General features: G+C 70.2%; 31 protein-coding genes. All 31 read right to left on the bottom strand.

Features of this window, described 5'->3' with window-relative positions; all coding sequences use genetic code 11:
• Positions 1 to 4: 4 nt before the first annotated feature.
• The 31 genes from HW837_RS45060 to HW837_RS44910 all read right to left on the bottom strand — a co-directional run bounded on the left by HW837_RS45060 (position 5) and on the right by HW837_RS44910 (position 20,448).
• Complete coding sequence (locus HW837_RS45060; RefSeq protein WP_193382891.1) at positions 5 to 838, bottom strand: hypothetical protein; 834 nt, start codon at positions 836 to 838, stop codon at positions 5 to 7.
• Positions 835 to 1,293: a hypothetical protein gene (locus HW837_RS45055; protein ID WP_045562692.1), complete on the bottom strand. Its 459-nt coding sequence runs from the start codon at positions 1,291 to 1,293 to the stop codon at positions 835 to 837. The genes HW837_RS45060 and HW837_RS45055 overlap by 4 nt, the downstream gene beginning before the upstream one ends.
• A 20-nt stretch (positions 1,294 to 1,313) precedes the next feature.
• A complete protein-coding gene (locus HW837_RS45050; protein WP_064744364.1) occupies positions 1,314 to 1,829 on the bottom strand; it encodes a hypothetical protein in 516 nt (171 codons plus the stop codon).
• Positions 1,830 to 2,015: 186 nt separating this feature from the next.
• Positions 2,016 to 2,504, bottom strand: coding sequence for a hypothetical protein (locus HW837_RS45045; protein ID WP_193382892.1), 489 nt, complete (start codon positions 2,502 to 2,504; stop codon positions 2,016 to 2,018).
• A gap of 146 nt (positions 2,505 to 2,650) precedes the next feature.
• A complete protein-coding gene (locus tag HW837_RS45040) occupies positions 2,651 to 3,154 on the bottom strand; it encodes a single-stranded DNA-binding protein (protein ID WP_193382893.1) in 504 nt (167 codons plus the stop codon).
• Complete coding sequence (locus HW837_RS45035) at positions 3,154 to 4,344, bottom strand: WhiB family transcriptional regulator (protein ID WP_193382894.1); 1,191 nt, start codon at positions 4,342 to 4,344, stop codon at positions 3,154 to 3,156. Before HW837_RS45035 ends, HW837_RS45040 begins: the two co-directional genes overlap by 1 nt.
• A complete protein-coding gene (locus tag HW837_RS45030) occupies positions 4,341 to 4,802 on the bottom strand; it encodes a hypothetical protein (RefSeq protein WP_193382895.1) in 462 nt (153 codons plus the stop codon). The genes HW837_RS45035 and HW837_RS45030 overlap by 4 nt, the downstream gene beginning before the upstream one ends.
• Complete coding sequence (locus HW837_RS45025) at positions 4,799 to 5,623, bottom strand: hypothetical protein (RefSeq protein ID WP_193382896.1); 825 nt, start codon at positions 5,621 to 5,623, stop codon at positions 4,799 to 4,801. Before HW837_RS45025 ends, HW837_RS45030 begins: the two co-directional genes overlap by 4 nt.
• Complete coding sequence (locus tag HW837_RS45020) at positions 5,616 to 6,104, bottom strand: hypothetical protein (RefSeq protein WP_193382897.1); 489 nt, start codon at positions 6,102 to 6,104, stop codon at positions 5,616 to 5,618. The genes HW837_RS45025 and HW837_RS45020 overlap by 8 nt, the downstream gene beginning before the upstream one ends.
• Complete coding sequence (locus HW837_RS45015; protein WP_193382898.1) at positions 6,101 to 6,715, bottom strand: hypothetical protein; 615 nt, start codon at positions 6,713 to 6,715, stop codon at positions 6,101 to 6,103. Before HW837_RS45015 ends, HW837_RS45020 begins: the two co-directional genes overlap by 4 nt.
• Before the next feature lie 113 nt (positions 6,716 to 6,828).
• Complete coding sequence (locus tag HW837_RS45010) at positions 6,829 to 7,167, bottom strand: hypothetical protein (protein WP_193382899.1); 339 nt, start codon at positions 7,165 to 7,167, stop codon at positions 6,829 to 6,831.
• 17 nt (positions 7,168 to 7,184) lie between these two features.
• Entirely contained in the window at positions 7,185 to 7,616 is a 432-nt protein-coding gene (locus tag HW837_RS45005; RefSeq protein WP_193382900.1) for a DUF6197 family protein, read from the bottom strand.
• A 73-nt stretch (positions 7,617 to 7,689) separates the two neighbouring features.
• Positions 7,690 to 8,598, bottom strand: a complete 909-nt coding sequence (locus HW837_RS45000; RefSeq protein WP_193382901.1) for a phosphoadenosine phosphosulfate reductase domain-containing protein — start codon at positions 8,596 to 8,598, stop codon at positions 7,690 to 7,692.
• Between the two features lie 42 nt (positions 8,599 to 8,640).
• Positions 8,641 to 8,976 carry a hypothetical protein gene (locus HW837_RS44995; protein ID WP_193382902.1) on the bottom strand — a complete coding sequence of 112 codons (336 nt, stop codon included), beginning with the start codon at positions 8,974 to 8,976 and terminating at the stop codon, positions 8,641 to 8,643.
• 176 nt (positions 8,977 to 9,152) lie between these two features.
• Positions 9,153 to 9,389, bottom strand: coding sequence for a hypothetical protein (locus tag HW837_RS44990; protein ID WP_193382903.1), 237 nt, complete (start codon positions 9,387 to 9,389; stop codon positions 9,153 to 9,155).
• A gap of 125 nt (positions 9,390 to 9,514) precedes the next feature.
• The gene (locus tag HW837_RS44985; RefSeq protein WP_193382904.1) at positions 9,515 to 10,093 is read right to left on the bottom strand and encodes a hypothetical protein; all 579 of its coding nucleotides are present in this window, start codon (positions 10,091 to 10,093) and stop codon (positions 9,515 to 9,517) included.
• A gap of 225 nt (positions 10,094 to 10,318) precedes the next feature.
• Positions 10,319 to 10,576 (bottom strand): hypothetical protein, encoded by a 258-nt coding sequence (locus tag HW837_RS44980; protein WP_193382905.1) that lies wholly within the window; start codon positions 10,574 to 10,576, stop codon positions 10,319 to 10,321.
• Positions 10,577 to 11,413: 837 nt separating this feature from the next.
• Positions 11,414 to 12,598, bottom strand: a complete 1,185-nt coding sequence (locus HW837_RS44975) for a ParB/RepB/Spo0J family partition protein (protein WP_193382906.1) — start codon at positions 12,596 to 12,598, stop codon at positions 11,414 to 11,416.
• Positions 12,598 to 13,326: a ParA family protein gene (locus HW837_RS44970; protein WP_193382907.1), complete on the bottom strand. Its 729-nt coding sequence runs from the start codon at positions 13,324 to 13,326 to the stop codon at positions 12,598 to 12,600. Before HW837_RS44970 ends, HW837_RS44975 begins: the two co-directional genes overlap by 1 nt.
• Before the next feature lie 118 nt (positions 13,327 to 13,444).
• Positions 13,445 to 13,597, bottom strand: a complete 153-nt coding sequence (locus HW837_RS44965) for a hypothetical protein (RefSeq protein WP_193382908.1) — start codon at positions 13,595 to 13,597, stop codon at positions 13,445 to 13,447.
• A 13-nt stretch (positions 13,598 to 13,610) separates the two neighbouring features.
• Complete coding sequence (locus HW837_RS44960; protein ID WP_193382909.1) at positions 13,611 to 13,832, bottom strand: hypothetical protein; 222 nt, start codon at positions 13,830 to 13,832, stop codon at positions 13,611 to 13,613.
• 14 nt (positions 13,833 to 13,846) lie between these two features.
• Complete coding sequence (locus HW837_RS44955) at positions 13,847 to 14,221, bottom strand: hypothetical protein (RefSeq protein ID WP_193382910.1); 375 nt, start codon at positions 14,219 to 14,221, stop codon at positions 13,847 to 13,849.
• 3 nt (positions 14,222 to 14,224) lie between these two features.
• The gene (locus HW837_RS49385) at positions 14,225 to 14,701 is read right to left on the bottom strand and encodes a hypothetical protein (protein WP_237270674.1); all 477 of its coding nucleotides are present in this window, start codon (positions 14,699 to 14,701) and stop codon (positions 14,225 to 14,227) included.
• A gap of 71 nt (positions 14,702 to 14,772) precedes the next feature.
• Positions 14,773 to 15,579 carry a DciA family protein gene (locus HW837_RS44945; RefSeq protein WP_193382911.1) on the bottom strand — a complete coding sequence of 269 codons (807 nt, stop codon included), beginning with the start codon at positions 15,577 to 15,579 and terminating at the stop codon, positions 14,773 to 14,775.
• Positions 15,576 to 15,818, bottom strand: a complete 243-nt coding sequence (locus tag HW837_RS44940; RefSeq protein ID WP_193382912.1) for a hypothetical protein — start codon at positions 15,816 to 15,818, stop codon at positions 15,576 to 15,578. Before HW837_RS44940 ends, HW837_RS44945 begins: the two co-directional genes overlap by 4 nt.
• Positions 15,815 to 16,915, bottom strand: a complete 1,101-nt coding sequence (locus HW837_RS44935) for a cell wall protein (protein ID WP_193382913.1) — start codon at positions 16,913 to 16,915, stop codon at positions 15,815 to 15,817. Before HW837_RS44935 ends, HW837_RS44940 begins: the two co-directional genes overlap by 4 nt.
• Before the next feature lie 918 nt (positions 16,916 to 17,833).
• Complete coding sequence (locus HW837_RS44930; RefSeq protein WP_193382914.1) at positions 17,834 to 18,085, bottom strand: hypothetical protein; 252 nt, start codon at positions 18,083 to 18,085, stop codon at positions 17,834 to 17,836.
• Between the two features lie 502 nt (positions 18,086 to 18,587).
• Positions 18,588 to 19,070: a hypothetical protein gene (locus HW837_RS44925; RefSeq protein ID WP_193382915.1), complete on the bottom strand. Its 483-nt coding sequence runs from the start codon at positions 19,068 to 19,070 to the stop codon at positions 18,588 to 18,590.
• Positions 19,067 to 19,879: a WhiB family transcriptional regulator gene (locus HW837_RS50535; protein WP_193382916.1), complete on the bottom strand. Its 813-nt coding sequence runs from the start codon at positions 19,877 to 19,879 to the stop codon at positions 19,067 to 19,069. The genes HW837_RS44925 and HW837_RS50535 overlap by 4 nt, the downstream gene beginning before the upstream one ends.
• Positions 19,876 to 20,187, bottom strand: a complete 312-nt coding sequence (locus HW837_RS44915; RefSeq protein ID WP_193382917.1) for a hypothetical protein — start codon at positions 20,185 to 20,187, stop codon at positions 19,876 to 19,878. The genes HW837_RS50535 and HW837_RS44915 overlap by 4 nt, the downstream gene beginning before the upstream one ends.
• Before the next feature lie 60 nt (positions 20,188 to 20,247).
• A complete protein-coding gene (locus HW837_RS44910; protein WP_193382918.1) occupies positions 20,248 to 20,448 on the bottom strand; it encodes a hypothetical protein in 201 nt (66 codons plus the stop codon).
• Positions 20,449 to 20,778: the final 330 nt, after the last annotated feature.

Here is a 20,778-nt window from a genome sequence, read left to right as displayed (position 1 = left end):
ACACTCACGCGGGCGACTCCTCGGCGGCGGGGAGGCTTTCGTCGCTGGCTGCGGACTCCTCCGCCATCCGGCGCCCCTCGTCCACCCACCGCTGGAGTGCCTCCGGGCTGCCCGCGACGTGGCGCTCCAGCCAGTCCGTGTGCTCCTCCGGGTCCGGCCCGTCCTCGAACGGCCCCTGAAACCATGCGGCGATCTCGGCAGCCTTCTCCGGCGCGACTTCGTTCAGGGCGTGCAGGGCCCGGGCGAAGCCGGCGGCCATGGATCCGGCCGTGGCCTGCCAGCCCATCGCGGCCGGGTGCTTCGGCAACGGGGACACGCAGGTCCGGGTGTGGATCTCGCCCAGATCCACGAGCAGCGCCTCCGGGGTGGGCACGTCCGGACGGTCGTCGGTCCACTCGCCTCCCGGAGCCTCCCGGACCAGCAACACATCCGGTACACGCCAGCCCTTGTCCTTGTTCTCGAGCAGGTAGGCGCAGCCGCCGTCGCGGTCCTCGGCGGTGTCGTAGGTGATCACGTGGCCGTCGGTGCAGCGGATCCCGAACAGGCGGGCGTCCTCCCGACGCTTCCGCTCCTCGTCGACGTGCGCGTTGTGGAGGCCGCAGGCCCGCTCCGAGCCGACCAGCAGCCACCAGGACTCGACCTTGTCCTCGTTCTCCACGTACAGGGTCCGCAACGCGCCGAGATCGGCGGCGATGGCCTGAAGGTCGGGGGACTCGAAGTTCGGCCCGTAGTTCTCGGCGGCGTAGGTGAAGCCTTCGTTCTCGACCTTGGACACGAACGCTTCGAACTCCAGGAAGTCGAAGTCGGACCAGTCGGTCGGGTTCTGGATGCCGCTCATGCTGCGGGGGTCTCCTTGCGTCGGTTGCGGGTGTACGGGAGTCGGGCGGAGGGTCGCTGCAGGAGCCGGCGGACACCGGACCGCGGCGGAACGGGGCGCGGGGCCGGGTCGGTGGTGTCGGTGTCGGGGTGCCAGATCTGCACCCACACGCCCTCCGACCGCCACACGCAGATCACCCGGCCCGGGACGCTGTAGTCGAAGCCCGGCCGCTGGTCGCCGGGGCATCCGAGGATCAGCGGGTGCTCAGACGTGAACAGGCGCAGGCACCGGTCTGCGTCGGGGCCGACGATCTGCGCGGTGAGGACGGGTGAACCGTCGGGGCTGCGGCTGGTGGTCCAGCCGTCCGGGCGGGCCTTGGTACCTCGTTCCTCGGTGAAGAGGAGCCAAGCCCGGACGGCTTGCGCCTTCACGGCGTTCACGGCCGCGCGCTCGTTCAGCTCGAAGGTGCTGGTCACGTGCTTCCCTTCTCAGTGCTTCAGAATGGCCAGGAGGCGTCGCCGCCCCACCCGCCGGAGCCGGCGTCAGGTGTGCTGTCGGCCAGGGCCTGGCGCCACCGCTGCCGGTCCAGCCGTCGCTGCACGCGGAGCCAGCGCGGGCACTGGGTGCTGCGGCAGTCCGCGCACATCTCGTCGCCCGGGTCCTCCGGGTCGCCCACCGTGCCGGTCCAGTCGGTGTGCGCGTGATACCGGGCGGGCTCGGAGACGAGGCGCGCGGCACGGCGGGCAAGCATCCGCGCCTTGATCTGCGCCTCGGTCGGACGGGCCCACGAGTGCATCCCACGGCCCGCCATCCACTGGCGGCCGTGGCTGCCCTGCGCGCCGCCGCACCAGCGGCAACCCAACGGTGTCGGGGCCGTGCCGTTCGGCCAGCGGATGTGGCCGTGCAGCATGCCCGTCACGGTGTCCCGGCGGCCGTAGCCGAGGAGGTGCTTCGTCGGGTCGAGGGTGTTCGCCAGGCGTTCCTGCGCGGTGGGCAGTGCGGGCGTGGTCATACGGGTTCTCCGTGGTGGTCGGGTCGTGCGGGGGCCGCCGCCCCGCCCCCGCCAGATGAGGGGTGCAGGGGTCGGGACGGCGGTTCTTCGGCTGGCCGAGGGGGCGGCCGGCCGGGTTTGCCGCACCCAGGGAGGGGGTGGATGCGGCCGGAGGGCCCCCGAGGGGGCAGGGGCCCGGCTCATAGGTCAGAAGGGGGTCACCTGGACCCGGTACTCACACAGCTGCGCGCCCCAGATCCGGGCGTTCGCGACCCTGTCCTCGGCCAGCAGCTTCTTCCGCGCGCTGTCCACCCGGGCGGCGGGCAGGTTCGTGCGCACCGTGTCCGGGACCGTGTAGCCGTTGGGGTCGATCAGACGGACCTCGTACAGGGGCTCCAGGGGAAGCGCCTTGGGGCCGAAGACGACGTAGGCGATGAACCCGAGGACGGGGTCACCGGCCATGCGGACGGCGGCGGTCAGCCGGTCGAGGCGCTGGTTCTCCATGGCGACCTCGCGGGCCAGGTCCCGGGCGTGGGTCTGGAGGGTGGTGAGTCGGCCGCGGGTGTTCCACTCGTCCTCGGGGCTGTAGAACAGGCCGACCTCGATGCGTCCCGTGGTGGCGTTGATCTGCCGGTTCAGGGAGTCGAGTTCGGCCTGGTAGTCGCGGTCGACGTGGAATCCGAGGTTGTCGATCACAGGGTCCCCCTGGCGGTGTTTGGTGCCGTTTTGGTTCCACCACGATAACCCATACTCCATTGCATCGCAATGGTTCGAGTGTCGGTGGCAGACACAAGAAGGAGGGGCCCGGCCACCGGCCAGACCCCTCCACACCACTCCCCCACCTAGAACGGCGGCTCATCCTGCCCGGCATCCCACGGAGCCGGCTGCCCTGCACCCGGTACGCCCGGGGCCCACGGATCCTCCAGGCCCTCCCGAGACGACGCCGCACGCGCCTCCTCGTACGCCTTTCTACCGCCACCGGCACCAGCCTTCGTGACCCGCGCGGTCGCCGACCGCAGCGACGGGCCCACCTCCTCCACGTCCAGCTCGAGCACCGTGCGTTTCACGCCCTCACGGTCCTCGTACGACCGCTGCCGCAGCCGCCCCTGCACGATCACCCGCATGCCCTTCGTCAGGGACTCGGCCACGTGCTCGGCCTGCTGCCGCCACACCGAGCACGGCAGGAACAGGCTCTCCCCGTCCTCCCACGCCTGGGTCTGCTTGTTGTACGTGCGTGGCGTCGACGCCACCCGGAACTTCGCCACCGCAGCCCCACCCGCCGTGAAACGCAGCTCCGGATCGTCCACCAGGTGGCCTACGACCGTCATGACTGTCTCCCCGGCCATCAGGCCACCTCCCCCATCTCGCTCTGCGTCATCGCCGCACGCGAGTTCGCCGCATGCCCACACATCTGCTCCCGGGACGCCGCCAGCGACTCCTCACTCCGGCCGGCCCGGATCGGACCACCCACGTCCCTGTAGTTCCGCCCGCTCAACGCGTGACTCACCACGTTCCTCGGCACCCCGTACTGCAAGGACAGCTCCAGATCGGTGACGCCGCCCTTGGCGTACCGCTCCCGCATCCTCAGGACCTGCTCGGCCGTCAGACCGCGGTGGGCCCCGGGCTGCAGGGGAAACTCCCGGCCCTGGCGCGCGTAGCGCTTGCGCTGCCGGGACATGAACGACGCCGTGTACCCCTTCACCAACCGCCGGGCCTCGTCGACCTGCGGGTAGCTCATCCCTCGCCCGACCGCCATGACGATCGCCGCGACCTGCTGGTCGGCCGTCAGGTCCGTGTCGTACCCCTCGGCCAGGAACTGCTCCAGCAGACCAGCACCGGCCACCACCGGATCGGTCTGGCCTCCTTCGTCCGGCCCGGCGGCCGCCAGGTCGGAGAACGATCGGATCAGATCCTGGATGGTCCTGCGCCCTGTCCCCAGCCGGGCCGCGATCGCCGTGTTCGTCATGCCCGACGCATGCCACTCCATGATCTCCTGCGCCATCGAGTACGCCCGCTCCTTGGCCGTCCCCCCACGCAGCTCCACCGCAGACGGCGGCTTCACCACGGGCACGTCCTCCCCGGCCAGCCGCTGCGCCAGACGCACCGTCGACACCCCGGCTTCCGCGTCGTCCACGACCTGCGACACCGACCGGCCCTCGGCGACTGCCTCCAGCGCCAGCAGGCGGGCCTCCTCCGCGTCGTACGGGCCGTGCTCGCGCTCGTCCAGGAACAGCTGCACCCGCTCCGCACCCGTCAGGCCCGCGCGGACGGTCGCCCTGGACCAGATCACCGACCGCTCTTGGCGCATACGGTCCCCAAGGCACTCGGCGAGCACCGGGCAGGACAGGCACACGGCGCGCGCCTTCGCGGTCAGCTCCGGGTCCTCGCCGTCCCACCAGCCCTCGGGCCGGTTGTAACAGGCGGCCCTATTCTCCCAGCTGGCGGTGACGGGTTCGGGGCGGCGGCTGGTGATGACGGTGGGCGCGGCATGCGTCCTGGCGCGGCGGCCGGCGTGGCGGGCGGTCGTGGTGTTCATGCGGCTGCTCCGGAAAGGACGGTGGGCGGGTTGAGGAGGGCGATGTGCTGGTCGGTCATCTGGTCGAGGTCGGTGATCCACAGGACGAGTTGGGATCCCTTGACCGGGGTGCCGATGCGGGGGTCGGGGCCGAGGAGGCGGGTGTGGTCGTCGTCGGGGAGGACGTGGGCATCGACGAGTCCGTCGACGGCGGCCTTGGCGGAGGGGGACCAGTTCCCGGGGTCGCGGCGGCGTGCCTTGGTGTCGGGGTGGACGACGTAGAAGACGTGGGCCCGCTCGAGCGGGGGGATCTTGTGGTGGCGGGCCATGGCCCATGCGGCGTTGCGGATGACCTTGATGTAGGGGGAGCGTTTCGCGGGGTGCATGCGGTCGTTGGCGTTGATGAGGGTGAGCTCGGCGGGGAGTTCCAGGCGCCAGGACCGGGCCCGGACGAGGGCGGTGTGCGGGGCGTGTGTCACTGGCTGGGCCCTTTCTGGGCTCGGATCTGCTCTCGGCGAGTCCGCAGGTAGCGGGAGTGGGCGGTCTGACAGGCAGAGCAGCGGCAGCCGTAGTTGATGTAGGTGGAGCGTTTCCCGTGTCCTGCGCGGTCCGCCCTGGTGGGATCCGCTTGACGTTGGGCGCGCTGCAACCCCTGGTACTCGGCGTGTCCAACCCGGCACTCCGGGCAGCGGCAGCCGCGCCGGTACCCGTTGGCGCCGTGGGTGATGGGTTTAGGTTGCCGGGGTGTGCTGTGCCGTGTGCAGAGGGGTCGGACTCGGTCGCGTGTGCTGGTGCTGGGCTTGTAGTCGGTCAGGGGGCGCCATTCCTTGCAGGCTCGGCACCACTTCAGGCCGGCGTTCTTCTTAGCGAGGTACTGGGCGAGGGTGAGTCCGCGTCGGGTGGCTGCGGCCTTGGCCCCGGGGCCGGGCTCGGCGTCTTCGTAGTCCTCGTCGTCGATGCGGGTCTGGATGACGGCGATGGTGATGGGGACGGCTCCGTCGGCGTCGGCCAGGCAGAACAGCCACTGCCCGAGGTCGGGGTCGATGTGGACGTGTTCGTGGTGGGCGAGTTCGACGTGCTTGTCGTCGGGGAGGAGCGCGTTGCATTCGACGGCGAAGGGCGTCTTGGGCAGGTGGCCGACGCGGAGGAGGTCGCCGTTCCAGGCCCGGAGCCCGGGGTGCTTCCTGATGGCGACGCCGAGCTGGTTGTCGCCGTTCTCGGCGGCGCGCAGGGCGTCCATGTTGGCCTGGTGGAGGGCTGCTGCGAGGGCGGCGATGTAGCCGGGGGTGTGCTCAGCCATCGCGGGCCTCGCGCATCTGGCTGCGCAGCCGCTCCAGTTCGGCCTCCAGCTCCGCGACGCGGGCTTCGGCCTTCTGGCGGGCCTCGTGCGGGGTGAGGGCGCCAGGGGCGTGCCGCTGGATGACGATGGTGTACAGCTCGGGCGATTCGGCGACTTTCACGTCGTACTCGAGCTTGGTCTCCGTGTAGTTGGGGGCGTCACCGAGCATGGCTCGGGCGGCTGCCACCTGGTGGGCAAGGAGCTCGCGGGCCGGTTCCAGTTCCATCTGCATGCCGTTGCGGAAGTCCATGGCCCGGATGCCGGTCTGCTCGATCTGCTTGTCGATCCACTCCCTGGCGGCCGCGTGGTCCAGGACCGCGCCGACGGCGTTCTTCAAGCCCTCCGACTCGTCGGCGAAGTAGGCCTCGGCGTACGGCGTGATGGCGTACAACGCGTCGTAGAGGGTGTCGGACAGTTCTTCGATGCGGTCGGTGTCGCTCACGGCTGGGGGTTCTCCTTCGGGCGGTCGGTGTCGGCTGCGGCGCGGGCGGCGAGGCCGGTGTCGATGTCGTTGCGGGACAGGGGCTGGGTGTCGGCGGCGGAGGCGGTGGCCCGCTGGATGCCTTCGCGGAGCTGGAGGATGGCGGCCGGCTTCGGGGGCGTGGCGCCGTGGAGTCCGTCGCAGCGGTTGGTGGCGGTGCGGGCGGCGGCGAGGTCGCGGGCGGTGTGGATGAGGTGCTGGTGGGTGGCGCCGTGGCGGCAGGGGATGTGGGCGGTGAACTGGGGGGGTTGGTCGGTGGTGGCGTGTTGGGGGGTGTGGGTGAGGACGGTGCCGTTGTCGAGGTGGGCGGTGGGGCCGTTCCAGGCGCGGACGGGGATGGGGAGGCGGGCGGCGGCGGAGGCGAGGGCGGCGCGGATGGCGGCTTGTTCGTGGGCGCCCATGGGGCCGACGAAGACGCGCCTGCGTACGGGGAGCGGGTGGCGGAGGTCGACGGGCGCAGGCCGGGCCTTGGCGGCCGGCCGGGCGGATGCCTTCTTGGCCGTGGCCTTGCGGGTGGCGGGCGGCTTCTTCGCGGCAGTCTTGCGTGCGCTGCTGGTGGTGGTCCGGGCCATGGCCGGTCTCCGTCCTGCGGTTCGGGTGGTGTGGTGCGGTGCTGCTCCGGTGCTGGTGCTGACGGGGTGGGGGGTGTGGCGGCCGGCCCCGGGGGTGGGGCCGTACGGGCGGGCTACCGCTGGTTGGGGGTCTTGCGGTGGCGGGTGTGGAGGGTGGAGGTCTCGCGGCCCTGCTTGCGGGCGAGCCAGGTCTGGGCGACCTCGGTCTCGGCGCCGATGCCGGCGATGTGGCTGTTGAAGATGCCGATGACGGTGTTGGCGTAGCCGATGAGGTACAGCTCGGCGGGGACGGAGCCGTGGGTGTCGGCGTCGAGCATGTCCTCGGCGCGCCGCTTGAGGGTGTGGACGTTCTCGCCGGCGCGGTGTTCGTCGTAGGCGTCGGCGACGCCGAGGGCGTAGAAGGGGTCGCGGGCGAAGGGGCTGACGGCGGTGGCGAGGGTCTGGATGGTCATGGCGGCGGGTGCCCCTTTCAGGCGGCGTTGGGGGTGTTGGTGGCCTGGTGGGCGGCGCGGAGGATGCAGCCGATGACCTCGGACATGCTGGGCGGTCGGGTGCAGCCGATGGGTGGGGTGCGGACCCAGTTGGAGACGTGCTCGATGACGTCGGGCTGGCCGTTGGTGTCGGGGACGGCGTAGTTGGTGATGGCGGCGGACACGGCCCGGATGGCGGCCATGGCCTGGGGGTTGGCCTCGATCAGGTCGAGGGCGTGGCCTTCGTCGGTGAAGAACTGGTCGGGGACGTTGAGGCGGTCGGGGAGGTCGTAGGGGCCGGTGGCGAGGTAGATGGCGGCGCAGATGTCGAGGCGGCCGGTGTTGTGGTCGGCGAACTGGTCGCCGGTGTGGAGGCCGCGGTGGGTGATGATGTGGGCGGTCAGGCGGAGGATGTGGGTGGTGCTGCGCATAGGGGCTCCTGTGCGGGTTGTGTCACCCGGCCGCGCAGAGGCGTGTCGTGCGCGGCCGGGGAGCCGGGGTGGGTCAGGCGGCTGTCTCGGCCGCCGCGACGATCTGGGCCATGGACAGATCGGCCTTGAAGGTGTGGCCCATCTCCTCTTCGAGGGCGAGGTACTTGCGGGCCATGTCCGGGCGGAGACGGGCGGCGCAGGTGAGGTCTTCGCGGGTGGCGAGGACGCAGAAGGAGCAGGACAGGCGCTTCATGCCCTGGTCGTAGGCCCAGTGGTAGCGGACACCGGATGCCTTGATCCGGGCCCACACGTCGTCTTCGGTCCAGGTGAGGATCGGGTGCCAGGTGGTCACCTCACGCACGCCCGTTGTGGCGGCCTTGTCCAGCTCCATGGCGGGCTTCTTACGGCGTCCGCTGGACTCTTGGGCGCGGATTCCGAGGCAGTACAGGACTTTGGCCTGGCGTACTGGGCGGGCTGGCTTGCCCGTCCATTTGATGCCCAGTTCGGCAACCAACTCGGTGATCAGCTTCCGGCCTGGGGCGCGCTTCTGGTCGGACGTGCAGTACCGGGCGGCCGATGAGGGCCACGCCGGGGTTGCGCGCAGCTTCTCCGCCTTCTCCAGGTCGCCCTCCTCCTCGGCCTCGTCCGCGCGCCGCAGAAGGCTGGCCTTCCGGTCACGGATCTGGTCCAGGAGGAGACCCTGCTCGCGGTGGCGCATCTCGAAGCGGAAGCCGTAGTGCTCGGCTTGCTCCTGGGCCAGTTCGGCGGTGTCCGGCCACTCGACCTCGCCGAGGTCGTTGTGGAGGACCGTGACGCGGTCGCTGACGCCCGCCTCCCGGGCCAGTTCGGCCACGTAGTCGAGCATCGCCTGCGAGTCCTTACCAGCGCTGCTAGCGACCAGGATGACGTCGTAGTCGGCGACGTTCGGCTTCTCCTGCGGTATGTCGAGGGCCTGCTGTTGTCCTACGGCGGTGCTGGGCATGTGGGTCTCCCGTGTGGCGGCGTCTGCTGGTGGCGCGCTGAGTCAGGCGGTTTCGCGGTGGCGGTCGGTGCAGGTGGGGCACTGGACGCGGCCAAGGTTGTAGCCGCCGGTTTCCTCGATGACGTGGGCGTCGGGGTCGGCGGCGTTGAAGATGTGGCCGCAGTAGCAGGAGCAGCCGCACTTGCGGATTTCGGCGCCGTAGGGGATGTCGAGGCCGGCGACGTAGGCGGCGGCGAGCATGAGAGCCGTGTATTCGCCGTGGTCGGCGGTGTCGTCGGCGAGTTCCATGAGCCGGTCGAACTTGTCCTGCTGGTCGAGGGTGAGGGCGCGGTAGTTGGCGGTGGTGGGCTGGGTGTGGGCGTGCGTCATCACGGCCATGGCGGCGCTCCAGGGGTGGGGTTGCTCCGTCAGCCCGTCGTGGGTGGGCCTGTCGGTGTCTGCACAACCACATTAACCCATACTCCATTGCGTAGCAATGGTTCTGACTGTGTGGGCATGAGGAAAGCCCCGACCCGCTCAGGGGCCAGGGCTTGTGTTCGGCTGATGGCCGGCTCTCAGGATCTGCCGCGCTCGCGGGCGTCGACCTCCCGGGCGTGGATGACGAGGAGGTCGCTCCAGGAGGCGCAGTCGGCGCGCTGCACACGCTCCACCTGGATGCCGTGCTTCACGCACCAGCGTTTCAGGGTGCGGACGGTGGCCTCGTGGCCGGTCTCACGGAACAGCTCGGAGGCCTCGGTGAGGGTGACCAGGTCGGAGGCGGGCAGGTGGGGGCTGAGCGAGGTGACGGCCACGTGGCCTCCCATGTACGGCGGCCATCGTTCGCAGCTCCGGCGGCCGATACGGGTGGACCCTGGGGGAGGTCCCGGTGGTGGTGGTGTGGTGCTGGTGGTGCTGAGTGAGACCCGCCTACCCCGGTTCAGGTTGCATGAACTCGAACAGAATTCTCGGCCCGGTACTGGGCGGCGATGTGGACGTAGGCGAGGCGGGCGAGGCTGAAGGAGCTGGAGAGGCCGGCCTTGGTGGTGCAGCGGGCGTTGGTGCACACGGCGCGCTGGGCTTCGTGGACCCACATCAGGCCGAACGTGCGGCAGCCGGGGCAGCGGTGAGGGCGGATCACCTTGGTGTCGCCCATGGCGATCGCGTGCTCGAGGCGCTGGCGGTAGACGATGGTGTCGCGGCGCTGCTGCTCGGCGGTGGGCGCGTTGGCGGTGTGCTCGCGGTACCAGTCGTAGACGGCTTCGACGCGGGCGGGGAGCGGCCCGGCTTCGGGGTTGACGGCGCGGGTGTGAGCGGCGACTTCGGCGACGGAGCGGTCGATGTGCTCGGTGATGCGGGCCGGGTAGGGCAGGCCGGGGGTGACCGGGGTGGGCCGGGAGCCGGGGCCGGTGACGCAGTGGCCTTCGGGGCCGGTGACGGGGTGTTCGCGGAAGTGTTTGTTGAGAATGCGGAGGCGGCTCTTCGCGGTGTCGTCGGTGTCTTCGCCAGCGGTGCTCATGGGCGTCCCCCGTCCCCTTGTGGCGGCCTCGGGGGCGCGGGGAGCCGGTGCGTGATCGTGCAGGGGCGCGCGCCGGAGGCCGGAGGTGTGTGCTCCGGGTGTTCCGGACGCCCCATGGTGGCACGTAAGTGGCCGGAGTTGAACTGATTGTGTCTGATGATCAGCGCAATGTGATGTTGCTGAAAATTCAACGATAGAGTTACCTCGGGTAAGCCTCAGGCATATTCACCCCACCGCGCGGGGGACGTCCAGCAGACCGCGGAGCAGCGCGTCCAACTCCCCCCGCTGGCCTGCGTCCACGATCCCCTCCTCCACCGCGCCCTCGAGCATCCCCCGCACGATCGTCAGCGTCAGCGCGTACACCTCCGCCGTCTCATCCTCGGTCAGGGAATGGCCCAGCTCGTTGAACATCGTCTCGATGTGCTCGGCGAGGAGCTCCGGCGAACTACTGCCCCCCGGACCGGCCTCAGGGCCCTCGTTCATCTGCGGCCCCCGTCCTGCCTGCCTGCGGACTCGGTCATGGAGGGGGATTACGGCCGCGCCGCCCGCCGTGTTCATCACGACGTCGGGGGTGCGGACAGGCTCTGCTGCGGACATCGGGGCGTCTCCGCTCCTCCGGCAGATCGGGAAGGTGGTCGCACGCCCGAGGGGGGACACCACTCCCGGGCCAATGGTCTACGCCAGCGGCTGCCAGTCCGCCCGCGCAGACCGCCACTGTGACACCAGAAAGCGCGTATTGGTAAGGCAAGGGCAACTTTTGGCGCTACCTATAACCGCCTTGGTGTACAGATCCGGCCGACCTCGTCACACCAGGCAACCACCAGCGGTTTTCCTTGAACATGAGTCAGCCCCCGCCGAGGTTCAGCGCACGGGGAGCGGAGTTTGCCGACAACGCGACCGTGCCCTCGCGGGGGCTTGTGAGACCTCAACGAGCGCATGCCCGTCAGATGACGGCAGTCTAGCCAGACAACTCGTCACGCGGGCCAAACCGGAGAAACCTCCCGGTCCACACCGTCCGGACGGTCTGCGACCGCGCGGGCAGTGCGAGCGGCCGCGCGAGGCCGGAGGGCAGGCGGCGGAGGGCTGCGAACCACCAGTGCCCGGTCCCCCGGCCCGGCGGCCGCCCGCCCAGGTGGGGGGTGGCTGGTGTCACCCAACCCCGCATAAATGCGCGAACGGAACCCGCGCGCACAGAGATCACCCGGTTGGGTGACAGAAAAACCCCGGCCAACCGGGGCGAACACGACCGGAATCGATCGGGCATGAAGAACGGTCCGGCTCCCCCACCGTCGAGCGGGAGCCGGACCGTTCTTCATCGTGTCAGCCGGCGCGCGCCGGAACGGGCGGCTGCTCCCGCTCGGCCCGCTGATACTCCAGAAGCCGGTCGATCAACCGCTGACGCTCCGGCCGGGCCATCTTCGCAATGATGATGTCGGCGCACGCGTCACCGTCCCCCCACGGCATCTTGGTCTGGCGACGCTCCTGCCCGTCCAAGGAGTCGGGCCGCCCGTCATCGCCGTTCTGTACTGAACGGGGCTCGGGAACCCGCTCCGGGGACGTCGGCATCGCCTCCTGTGGTTCGTCAGAGGTCGCCGGTGGGCCCTGCGGTTTTACGGCCGTAAAACTCTTCCCCTCCAACGCGGCAGGGGCCGACGCGGCGGGCGCGGTTTTGGGAACGGACGGGGACGGTTTTACGGCCGTAAAACTCGCCTCCCCTGCCTCAGCATCTGCGGGTGCAGCTGCTGAGGCAGGAGCCGCCGCAGGCACCGGGCCCGGCGCGGCGTTCTTCGCTTCCGAGCGAGCCTGCGCCACCGTGGCCCGGCGATCCTGCTCCTGCTCCCACCACGCGGCCTGCTGCCCCTCGTCCCAGTTGCCGTCCCGGGCGAGTTTGCCGAGCTTCCGAGCCGCTTCCAGAGGCATGGCCTTCTTCCGCACCAGGTCCTGCATCGTGGGGTGCAGATGCGTCAGCAGGACGCGCTGGGTGACCCAGCCGTCCACCCGGTCGAAGTGCTGGGCAACAGCCCGGTTGGTTCCGAACTCGCTGACGAGGGCTTGGACCGCGTAGGCCTCTTCGATGGGGTCGAAGTTCTGCCGGTCGACGTTCTCGGAGACCACAGCTTCCATGAACGTCCGGCGGTCGGCGGCCACGTCGTCGTTGACGACGCAGTCCAGCGCCAGCAGCCCGACCGCATTGGCAGCACGGAAGCGTCGCTCTCCGCTGACGAGGACGTAGTCGATGTCGCCGATGCGGTCATCGTGGTCGGGCCACAGCTTCAGGTAGGCGCCGCGGGACACGACGGGGCATGCCTGGTTCTGCCGCCGGGACAGGCTCTTACCCAGGTCGATCAGCTGGTCTTCGGTTCCGAAGTCCGTTCGGGGGTTGACCAGGTTCGCGGCGAGACGGCCGACAGGGACACGGTAGAGGCGCCCGTCGGCTCGGGTGTCGATGACGGGGGTGTCATCGTCGTCGCCGAAGAAGTCGTCGAAGTCGTCACGCGGGGCCATCAGCGTGCTCCTACGTACTTCTGGCGGCGGAGTTGGTGTTCGAGGGCCAGGGCCATGAAGTCCTGCTTGGCGTTCGCGGCAACCCGGTTGGCCTCGTACTGGGTGCAGAAGCGTCCGCTGGTGATGCCGCGGGCGTGCGGCTTGTAGTGGCGGATGGTCGTGTTGTACAGCTCCCAGCCGGTCTTCTTCACCATGTGCTGCGTCTTCTCGAGGTCCGCGGTGCTGTCGCGGGGGTCCCAGTTGCTGATGAGGACGCCGTAGGGGATCTGCCGGGGGAGGACGACTCGTTGGATGGTCGTCTTGGTGGGGGTGAAGCCGGCGCCTTCCGCTTCTACGGGGACGATGACGTCGTCGGCGATGTCGAGGATGGCGCGCAGGGAGTCGCCGACGGTTCCGTCTCCGAGGGGGTCGATGGACTCGTCGGAGATCTTGCCTTTGAGAGGCATGAAGCCGGGGGTGTCGACGATGATGATGTCGGCTTTGGCTCGGCGAAGGCGGCGCAGGTTGTCGATGTTGTCGCTGGCGTCGACGACCCTGAAGGGAACCTTGCGGCCAGCTTGTTCGACCCTGTCGGCCCATTCGATGCTGGTGCCTTGAGGGTCTATTGAGACGACTGCTACGGACTGGTCTCCGCCGAGGATCTCCGAATAGACGGCGGCCAGGTTGACCGTGATGGTCGACTTACCGACTCCGCCCTTCTGGTTCAGGAGCACGGTGATGTACGGCATGTGGTTCTCCGACTACTTCCCGATGGTTCCGGTACTTCGGACGAGGAGCATCCTGCCAGATGATCATCAGTAGGCCGGAAGCCGTTCAGTCGTCGGAGTTTTACGGCCGTAAAACAGCTCAGTCGTCGGTGCTGAACTCGCCCTCGTCGTCGGAGTCGTACGGGCGCCCGTCGGCGTAGACCGGCTCACGGAACAGGCCCTGGTACGGGACCCGCGGTATGCCCGGTGTCTCGCGCCGAACCCGGGGCGGGGGCGTGATGGTGGTCGTCATCGGCGGTCTCATCTCAGGCAGTCGGGACGAAGCAGGAAGCGGCCAGGGCGTGGGAGCGGATGTGCGCGTCGAGCATCGCTTGCTCTACCTCGAGCGCGTACCGGTCGCGGCGCTCGGCGTCGGTCAGGTCCGGGTGCTCGAAGTAGAAGTCCATCGTGCGCGACCAGCAGTCCTGCTCCATGGGGTGGTAGTCGGCGTGGAGGAGGCACATGCCGAGGGTGGTGCTGTGGTCCAAGGCGAGGGCCTCCTTCAGGAACGGCGCTGTCTGCGGGCAAGGGCCCGTCGCGCGGCACGGTTCAGCGGGCGCGGCTGAGGATCGTTCACGCCGGGAGTGCTGGTGTCGTCGGTGACCGGTCCACGTCTGGGCCGCACGCTGCCGGGTTCGACGACGAGGTCCCGGTGACCCCAACGGGGACTCCCACCGTGGGTGACCTTGTTCCATCCGCTGCCGTCGTGGTCGTCCAGGTAGAAGGCGCTGCCCCCGTACTCGACGAGGACGGCATCCCTGCGGGTGCCGATGAACTCGCGGGCCCAGTACCCGGGAAAGAACTTGCTGTCGGCAACGACGACGCTGACGCGCATGGCGGTGCAGGGCTCGCCGTTCCACTGGGTCTGCTGCGCCATGGGTCACGCTCCTCGGGCGAGCAGCCCGGTGTACGGGCGCGGTTGCGGGGCGTGGGGGTCCTCGGCCGGGTTGAGGCGGGCGCGGATCCATTCGGCGTCGGCCTCGGCCACGTGCGCCCCGGCGGAACGTGCGACGTGGATGGTCAGCGGTTGGCCGTCTCCGTCGCGTTCCGATCCCACCCAGGCGTTCCACGGCTGGGAGCCGCTGTCGGCGGGGGTGTGTCCGTCGGGGCAGTGCTCGCATTCCCCGGCCGGGGCGGGTGCGGGGTCGTCCCAGACGATGACGGTGTGGCCGCCGTGTCCGTGGACATGCTCGGCGTCGGCGAGCCGGTCCCAGGCCACGGTGGACGGGCGCTCGCCGCGCCAGCGGATGGAGACGGTGCCGTCGGGCCAGAGGACGCCGTCGGCGACGCGGCCGGTGCCGGAGACGCCGGTGATGTCGGTGGTGCGCTGGAGGTGGAAGCGGCGGGGCTGGGTCATCTGGGTTCTCCAGGGGGAGAGGGGGATGTCGGGCACAGGTTCCCGCAGATCGGCCGGGGTGTTCCCCTGGCTCAGGCGACGTCGAACGCGCGGCGGGGCTGGGTGAGTCCGGCGGCTTCGCGCTGCTTGTAGGCGAGGGCGGCGGCACGGGATGCCTCGACGCTTCCGGGGGCGGGCCCGGCCTGCCGCTCGAGGCGCTCGCGTTCGGCGAGGTATTCGGCGTGCTCGTCCTCGGGCAGCCGTTTTGCGCGGAGTGCCTGGTCCTGTCGGGCGATGGCGTCCACGGTGTACGGGTCGGCCGGCTCCCGGGACGGGCGGTGGGCGAGGGACAGCTCGAGGGCGGCCCGGTATCCGGCTGAGGCGGTCTCCCGGGTTCGAACCGGTACTTCTGGTGCGGGCGCTTGGCCGGTCGGCTGGGGGCCGGTGTCATCGCGCGCGGCCGGGGTGTCGCCGGGGGCGAGGATCCGCAGGGCGCGTACAGCGCGGGTGCCGGTCTTCTCCCGGATGCGGCGCAGGATCTGGGGCTGGAACAGGCGCAGCTGGGTGGCGTACGCGTCAGAGACGGGCTTGAGGTGGAGGACTCCGGTGTCGTGCTCCAGCCGTACGGCCGCGACCTTGCCGACGAGTTCGGGGGCGATGGCCGGCCACTGGTCGAGAACGCTGCCGCCCTCCTCCGGGGGTTCCCAACCGCGTTCGGTCATCATGCCGGTGATGGCGGAGCCCAGGGCGAGCGGGTCCCGGCCGCCGGTGCGCGCGACCCGGCGGGCCCTGGTGGGCTTGACCGGCTGGAGGGGGCGGGTCTTGGCGGCCGCGCGGACGGCAGCGAGAGCCGCGCGAGCGAGGTCGACGCCGGACTCGGAGGGTGGGGTGTCGGTCATGACCGTGCCCCCTCAACGCCCCAAGGGGTGTAGCGGACGTCGCGGCACATCAGGGTGCGCCGTTCGCCTTCGGCGAGCGGCGCGTCCATAGCGGCGAATGCGCGGTCCTGGTCCGTGTCGAAAAGCACGATGTAGCTCTGCGCGGGAAGCGGGGGTTCGTAGCGGATGGCCCACTCGTTGAGCAGGATCGGGGCGTCGGCGTTGAAGTCCGTGCCACGGACTTGTGGGTCGGTGATCATGAGGGGCTCCCGTTGAGGAAGGCGAGGATGTCGGCTTCGGCGTTCCAGGTGGTGGTGTCGGCGCCGGAGAGGTCGTCGTGGCCGCGGGCGCGCATGTCCTGCTGGTAGCGGGTGATGCCTTGCCGGAGGGCGGCCATGACGTCGATCTGCTGGCCGATGCGGGCGGTGAACGCGCCGGGGGTGGGGTTCTCCAGTTCGTAGGCGGCCTGGGCGGCCTCGATGCGGTCGGCGCGCTCCTGGCGGTCGGCGAGGACGGTGCGGATGTAGTTCGCCGGGGCGTTCGGCCGCCAGCGGGTGCCGTCGCACAGGCCGTTGAGGAAGCCGGTGATGCCGTACGCGTCGAGGCCGCGGTCGATGAGCGGGCGCAGCGCGAACGCCAGCCGGCGGAGTCCCTCGCGCTGGGTCCAGGTGACGAGGGGGCGGACCTGGCGGGCGATGCGGATGTCCTCGGCGACCTGGAGGGCGTGCCTGCCGGTCCCCTGGCCGCTGCTGCGGTTCTTCGACGACTTCTGGGTGGGGATGGATGCGCGGTCTCGGCTCGCGCGCTCGCGCGAGGTGTAGTTCTCTTCCCCCCCATCTACCTTTGGCTTTCCCTCTTCCTTCTCCACAGTGAGGGAAGGGGGCTCAAGGCCCGCCGAGCTGGAGTTATCCACAGCCCGGTTATCCACAGGGAACCCAGCCTCCTCGACCGGAGCCGAGACCGTACGGGGAGCAGGGATGCGACGGCCCCGGAGGTCCACCACGATCCGCGCCGCATACCCCGAGCCGACGACCGTGTGGCCCATCGCCTCGTCGTACACGGGCGGAATCACAGCCGCGTACACCGTGGCGGTCGCCGCGTAGCCCTTGATGCCGAGGAAGCGGCGGATGTTCGCCCGGGTCCCGTGCTGCACCCAGGCGAGCGCGCCCAGCTCCCGCAGGTAGCCCACGTGCCGCTTCACCGTGGCGCGCGACAGGTCGAGCCGGGCCGCCATCTCGTCCAGGCAGTACCGGACGTGTCCGGTCGTGTAGTCCATGCGGTCGGCGAGGTCCTCGGCGACGCGGAGCGTGGTGGCGGTCGCCCGCGGGTGATGGCCGGCTGCGATCAGCCACTCCACGGCGCGACGCCACCGACGCGGTCCGCTCCGGCGCGACGCGGTGTGAGCCACCTCCTGGCAGGTGCCGTGCACGAGGGCGAACCGGACGTCACTGTAATCGCTCGCACATTCGAATTCGAGGTCAGGGCCCTGTCCGGGCTGATGAACCTGGGGGCACCCGGTGTCACCCGAGTAGGGGGAGATAAGCCGCGAATCGCCCTGTGTGGGGACGCGAAGCTGACAACTAGCCGTGCGCTGAGGCACTATGTACCTGCCGTCCTGCGGACACGAAAAAGCCCGCTCGGTGGTGAAGGTGGTTCGGGAAGAACCTGAAGGACGCTCGAATCTCGGGCCGGTCGCCAAACCGGATCGAAGTTCGGGCCTTGGCTCCGAGCAGCAACTCGGAGCCGTGGTACGAGGCCGCGCATGGTGCGCCAACACCAGCGGCCAGCGGTAGAGGGTGAAGCCCCCGCCAAGGGGCTCAGAAACCTCCCGCTCAGAAGGGCTACGTCACTTGATCCCCCTCAGTGGGTGGGGTCTGTCCCTGCGCCCGAGCAGCGAGGGAAGTCTCGTGGAAGTGCCTCAGCCAGGTCGCCTTCGCGTTCCTCGGCGTGAGACCCAACTGGTCTCCGCAGGAGCAGGACACGACGACGCCCTGGCCTCCCGGGTTGTCGGTGCGCGGCTGGTGCTCTGCGAACGCGCTCGGGTGCTCAGGGCACAGGTGAAGCTGGAAGCGACCGAAGCTGCGCATGCTCTCCAGGTCCAGGGCGCGGAGCCGGGCCCTGCCAGACTTCACGGACGGCAGCACACCGTGGACCTGGTGCGCAGTGCTGGATACGGTCGACCAGTCGAGGGGAACCTCAGCAGCCTCGGACAGAACGGATGCCGAGCACTGGACCGCGTCGCACCGAAAGCGGTACGTCCGGAGGACTTCGACACTCATCGCTCGCCTCCCACAGGCCACGAGTTGCCCTCCGGGTCCGGGTCGATCCACTCCCCGGGGCGCAGCCCCTTCACCTGTTCGGCACGCTCCCGGGCCCGCTCCTGCATCCGCTCACGCACCACGCCATTGGCGACGTCGAGAGCGGCATCAGCCAGGCAGTCGACGCACACCCAGTTGGTCACGCGCTCCAAGTGGTACGCCGCGGGCGACTCGTGGAAGGCGCGGAACGCCAGTCGGTTGGCAGTCACGATGCAGGTGCCGATCGCGGAGCCACGTCCGCAGAGGCAGTCCCCTTCAAGGGCGCCAGGCTTCGGCTGTCCGTCGTACGTCGGACGTGCGGGCCGGGCGGGGGTAGTCGTGGTCCGGAACAGGTTCCGGACGACCGCGGTCACGCGACGGCGGGGGTAGTGGGGACAGGGACCCTGTTCTGTGCCGCCGGTGTGATCTTCACGGCGGTGGCTGGGGTTCCACTGTCTGATAGCCCGGGACTCCGGGTACTCTCTGCCATGTCGGCACCTTCATTCGCTTCGCAACGGGTGTGGTGTCGCAAGGTCCCGCGTCCGGTGTTACCAGCACCAGGACCGCCACCCGTCAGGGTGGCAGCGGGGCCTTCCAACGTTGTGCAGACCGTGCCGTCCATCCGGTCCGCAACTGACTGGATATCTGGCGCAAGGCTCAGCCTACCCGTTGACCTCGTCACCTGTCCCCTGCCTCTCAACTCGTGTCGTTCGTACGACTTGTCACACTGCTTCAGTGCTCCCGCTCGGGCCGGCCGTCCGCCGGATGCACCGACGCCGCACGCTCAACCACCGACAACGCCCGCCCCGTCGTCCCCGCCATCGCGTGGAACCCGGCCCCCTCGAACTCGGCCCGCAGCTTCGCCAACACCGCCGGATCCGCCCGGGAGGCGAAGTGCAGGCCGGCCGCCCGCCACGTCACCGCGCACGCCCGCTCCCACACCGCCTGCACCAACTCCGGATCCCCCTCCGGGAACAGATCCCGCGGCAAACGGTCCGCCCGGCCCGCAGTGTCCAACGCGGCCGCCGTCATGAGCCCGGCGAGGTACTCCGCGGTCGAGACGTGCCGCCCGGTGAGCACCAGGTCCGCCATCACCACGGCGTCCGCCGCAGCCTCCACCGGATCATCGGCAGGCTCGACGTCCCACAGCACGGCGGACCGGTCCTCTTCGCCGGGGTCGGTTATCGAACTGGTGGGGGTGGTGGGCTGGTTCACGCGGCTGCCTCCAGACGTACGGCGGACGGGTACAGGGCGACAACCGGGCGCGCGGGCGCGGCCGTCTCGAGGACGTCGTCCAGCGACAGCTGCCCGGTCCCCTCCCAGAACGCGGCCTCCGCGCGCGCCCGCGAACTCCCCCGAGCAGCACGCCCGCGGATACGGGGCGGCGGCGGAGGCACCGCCGGCACCGTGCCGTCGTCGTCGACCACCAGGGCCGCGTCGATCAGACCGCGCTCCACGGCCGCCCGCAGCAGATCCCGCCGGGTTGCGTGCGCCCGGTCCAGACTGAACTGGGTCACCATCCGCGAGCGCTGCCACGACGCGGTCCGCAAGTCCACCCCGGCCGCCCGCGCCACCTCCCACGGATCCGTGTGCACCGCCAGCGCCTGGAGGACGTCCTGCTTCTGATCGGTCCGCAGGTGCTCGGTCGGGGCTGCGGCCGCCACCTCGTGCCGGTGGTCGATGAACGCCCGGTGCCGCTCCAACGCTGTACGGCCACCCCACACCCCCCGGGGCTCCGCCAACCGCGCGGTCTCACCCTTCCCGACCACGCTGGACGCGTACGCGTCGCACCACTCCCGCACCGGACAGACCCCGCACACCCGCTTCGCGGCCTCCTCCCGGGCCCGACGCGCCTTCCCGCCCTCCCCACCATCGGTGTCCGGTCCGTGCCACGCGTCCAGCGACAGGCTCAAGTCCCCCGCCGCCCGGCGCGGGTTGTCCGGGTCCGGGGCGCACCCCCGGTACCGGTAGAACGGATGCTCAGTCCACGCCCGGTAGGCGGCCTGCGGATCGGTCCCGGTCATTCCGGACCCCCTTCAACATCATCAAAGTCCCCACCGAACGGGCGGGCTTGGTGGGTAGCGAGCGCCTCGTCGAGCACCAGATCGGCCTCGTCGAGCACCCCGTGCACGGCCCCCTGGCGGGCGACCAGCACACTGACCCGGGCACGGAACGCATCCAGGTCACGGTGAAGACACCCGGCCGTCAGCCGGGACGCGGCACGCTCACGAGCGAGCGTCCGCTGAAGCGCGCGCCGCCGGTGGTACTCGGCAGCCGCGCAGACAAGGCCGGCGGCGAGGGCCACGGCCAGTGGAACGTTCACGACCTTCACCTCCGGAAGGCAACACACAGAACAGGACGGGGACAGGGCAGCCCGGGTGGGTGCAGAGCGTCAGGGGCGGTGCAGGGCGTTGATCCGGGCCGCCTGCTCCACCGCACGCCGACCCACCCCGTCACCCTCAGCCCCCTCCTCGTCGACCGGCTCGAACCGGCTCGGATGACGCTTCTCCCACCACGCCATCGCCAGCGCACCCAGCGCCGACAGAGCGAACATCGCAGGGATCAACAGGCGGGCGATATCGGCCTGAGACATGACGAAACCTTTCGATCAGAGAGGCAGAGACGAGAGACGAATCAGACGCGACGCAGGGACGTTCACGAAGGCCGGCGGGCCCGGTAGTAGCGGCGCTCCGCCAGATCTCCGAGGAGATCCCAACCCACGAACACCACAGCGGCTACACCCGCAGCCGCCCACCACCACTCGCCACGCACCGCACACCTCACCGCCGACACGGCACACAGCACGAGCAGAAACACACCGAACAAGATCGACGCACGACTAGGCGGCATGAACAGTCCTTCCGAGAGCAGGGGGAACAAGCACGCGCGCGAGGGCCGGACAAACCGGTCCCTGCGCGCGCGT

The organism is Streptomyces caniscabiei, assembly GCF_014930365.1.
Classification (GTDB): Bacteria; Actinomycetota; Actinomycetes; order Streptomycetales; family Streptomycetaceae; genus Streptomyces; species Streptomyces caniscabiei.
The sequence above is the reverse complement of the archived record's forward strand: the minus strand, read 5'-3'. Positions and strand labels throughout refer to the sequence as shown.